This window comes from Streptomyces sp. NPDC001156 (assembly GCF_053598275.1).
Genome location: NZ_JBSFJX010000419.1, coordinates 1 through 3,191, shown reverse-complemented (window position 1 = coordinate 3,191; position 3,191 = coordinate 1). Strand labels below are relative to the sequence as shown.

Sequence of the window (3,191 nt, the reverse complement as noted above, 5' to 3'; positions counted from 1 at the left end):
CGTCGGACAATACGACCTCGACAGCACGCGGACCCCGATGCGACATAGAAATAGTCTACAGACTTAGACTCGCCATTTCCGGCGCGTCACACTAGAAGGTTAGTGGTCGCCTGCGACAGGCCATTGAGGCGGATGAAGTCCTCCTGCATCGACCGTCGATTGCCGAGACGTACCGAACTTCAACCGGCCCCTGCGCGGCCGGCGAGGAGCCGAGCAGAGTTGTCCCACTAGCCAAGCTGTGCCCGGCGCGACCAAAGGTGCCGGACCGACGCCACCGACCATCGCTGCCCTGTCTACCCTCCTGGGGTGCCGACCACGATGAGTACGGTGTCCTTGCGGAGCCTTTGCCGTGGCTTCAGGGCAGGCAATGGAGTATCCGGCGACCGTCGCCGGTGAACCGATGGAGGCCTACGTCGACTGGATGCGCTCGGCGGACCGCCGTTCAGCCGTTGCTGTCGGGAGTGGCGGCGACATTGCTGCTGGGACTGGCCGAGGCACCCGGACCGGGAGCTTGGGGCTTGTCGGGAGCGAGTTGCACAGTGGGCAGCGGGGGTGAGACCGAGCCGGCGAGGGCACCGGCCATGGCGTCGCGCCAGATGGGGCCCGGGGTGTCGGCGCCGAAGACCTCCGCGTGAAAGACGCCGCCGATGGTGATGTTGGTCATGGAGACGTTACGGGACGGGCCGCCGACCCAGACCGCGCCGGCGAGGTTCGAGGTGTAGCCGACGAACCAGGCCGCATAGCGGTTGTCGGTCGTACCGGTCTTTCCTGCGCTGTCGCGGTCCGTCAGCCCTGCCTGGCGGCCGGTGCCGTCCTCCACCACGCCCTTGAGCAGCGTGTTGATGGTCGCGGCGGTGTTCGGCGACACCGCCTGGTTGCACGTTGTCTGCGGTACCGGGATCGATTTTCCGCTCGAGTCGTTGATCGATTCGATGGCCGTCGGCGTGCAGTAGACGCCGTTGTCGGCGAAGGCGGCGTAGGCGGATGCCATGGTCAGTGGCGTCATCTGCTGTGTGCCCAGGGTGATGGAGGGAACCTGCTCGAGCGGGGCGCCGTTGGCCTGGTGCACGCCGAGCTTCTGCTCCGTCTGGACCACTGGGCAGATACCGAGGTTGCCGATGAGCTGGACGAAGTAGGTGTTGACCGAGAGGGCCATCGCCTTCTGCATGTTCATCGGGCCGACTTCCGACTTGTTCTCGTTCGACATCGGTGGGTCGGTGGGGTTGCGTAGCCAGGGGTTGCCGCAGGTGTTCACCGGACTGGGGTAGTTCATCGAATACGGCGCTGGCAGCACGGTGTTGGGGTCGGTCCCGCCGTCGATCGCCGCCGCGGCGACGATCGGCTTGAACGTCGAGCCGGACTGGAAGCCGGTTCCGCCGCCCATGTTGTGGTCGACGTTGTAGTTGATCTGTGTTTCGTTCGGGCCGAAGCCGTACGGACGGGACTGGCCCATCGCAAGGATCTTGCCGGTGCCGGGCTGGACGAGGGTAACGGCGGTGGCGACGGGGTCGGTTTTGTAGACGTGCTGGGCGATGGAGGCCCGGACGGCGTCCTGGACCTGTGGGTCCAGGGTGGTCTTGATGGTCAGGCCGCCGGTGTTCCAGCGCCGAGCGCGCTCTTCTTCGGTCTTGCCGAAGACGGGAGTGTTGAGGAAGACCTCGCGGACATAGTCGCAGAAGAAGCCGGCACCGCGGACGGCGGTAACGCAGCCGTTGTGGGGGGCGGTGACCTTCAAGCCGAGTGGTTGCTTCCTTCCGGCGTCGGCCTGCGCCTGGGTGATGTCGTGAACGTCAGCCATGCGCTGCAGCACGAGGTCGCGCCGGTCGCGAGCGGCATGGGGGTGCTGGATGGGGTCGTACAACGTGGTCCCGTTGACGACGCCGGCCAGGAGTGCGGCTTGCGGGAGCGTGAGGTCCTTGGCGTGCGTGCTGAAGTAGCGCTCGGAGGCCGCCTCTATGCCGAAGGACTGCTCGCCGAACGGCACGATGTTGAGGTAGTTCTCAAGGATCTTTTTCTTACCGAGGTCTTTCTCGGCCTGGATCGCGTACTTGAGTTCCTGGACCTTGCGTCCGAGGGTCGGTGAGGTCGCCTTGGCGACCGCGGTTGGGTCATCGCCCGCCTCTTCGACGAACACGTTCTTGACGTACTGCTGGGTGAGCGTGGAGGCGCCTTGCGCGGCGCCGCCCGCCTGGGTGTCCTTGACGACTGCACGGAGTATGCCCCTGGGGTCGATGGGGCCGTGCTGCCAGAAGCGGGCGTCCTCGATGGCGACGATGGCCTTCTGCATGACCGGGCTGATCAGGCCGAGCGGGACCACCGTGCGGTCTCGGGAGTAGACGGTGGCGATGACGTTGCTGTTGGCGTCTAGGATGTGTGACGCCTGACTCAGCGGCGGACGCTTAAGCTCACCGGGCAGGTGATCGAATCCGGTCGCCGCGCCCTTCGCCGACAAGCCGAGCGCGCCAGCGGCCGGCAGCGCGATGCCAGCCACCACGATTCCGGCGAGTGCGCTGACGCCGACGAACTGCAATGCCCGTGCGGCCGTCGCTCCCGCCGCTATGGCCGATGGCCGCGATCCAGCGGACCGGGCCCCACCCGGACGCATGTAACCCATGAGGAGCAGTGTGGGTTGCGATGGTGAGGATTCCGATTAACCGTTCGCTTACCTTGGCGGTCATGGAGGCCGGTCGCATCCTCGACAGGATGTGGGTGCCGCTTACTCTGTCCGGTCAGGTCAAGCAGCATGTGCGTATTCGGGGAGGAGGCCGCCGGGGCCGCGGCCGAGAGCGTGCTGGCTTCCGTCGCCGAACGCCGCACCACCTTTCGCCGCCGCCACGTGGTGGCCGAAGCGCGCCGCTACCTGATGCGCACCCTGGCCGGTGCCACCGCACCCGCCGCTCTCGCCGAGCAGATCACCGACCAGGTCCTCGGTCACGCCGACTGCCTGGACATCACCCCGCCCGAGATCAACCCGTCGCACCCGGACCTGCAGCGGCCGGACGGCACGAGCATCTACCGGCCCATCGGCTCCCAGACCTACACCACACACCGGCGGCTGGCGGCGGAGAACCGGCTGCTGGCCGCTGCCCGCACCCACGTGATCCCGCCGGTGGGGCGCGGCACGTTCCACCGGGTCGCCGCCTTGCACCGGGGCCCGATGGACGCCGGGCAGCGCGCCCTGGCCGCCTCGT

Annotated in this window: 1 protein-coding gene and 1 pseudogene; one reads left to right on the top strand and one right to left on the bottom strand. The window is 67.2% G+C overall.

Going from position 1 to position 3,191, the window contains the following annotated elements:
• Positions 1-442: 442 nt before the first annotated feature.
• Positions 443-2,614 (bottom strand): transglycosylase domain-containing protein, encoded by a 2,172-nt coding sequence (locus ACWDA7_RS51540; RefSeq protein ID WP_450614982.1) that lies wholly within the window; start codon positions 2,612-2,614, stop codon positions 443-445.
• Between the two features lie 129 nt (positions 2,615-2,743).
• Between ACWDA7_RS51540 and ACWDA7_RS51535 the strand changes: the two are divergent.
• Positions 2,744-3,191 (top strand): annotated as a pseudogene (locus ACWDA7_RS51535) (hypothetical protein); the annotation flags it as partial.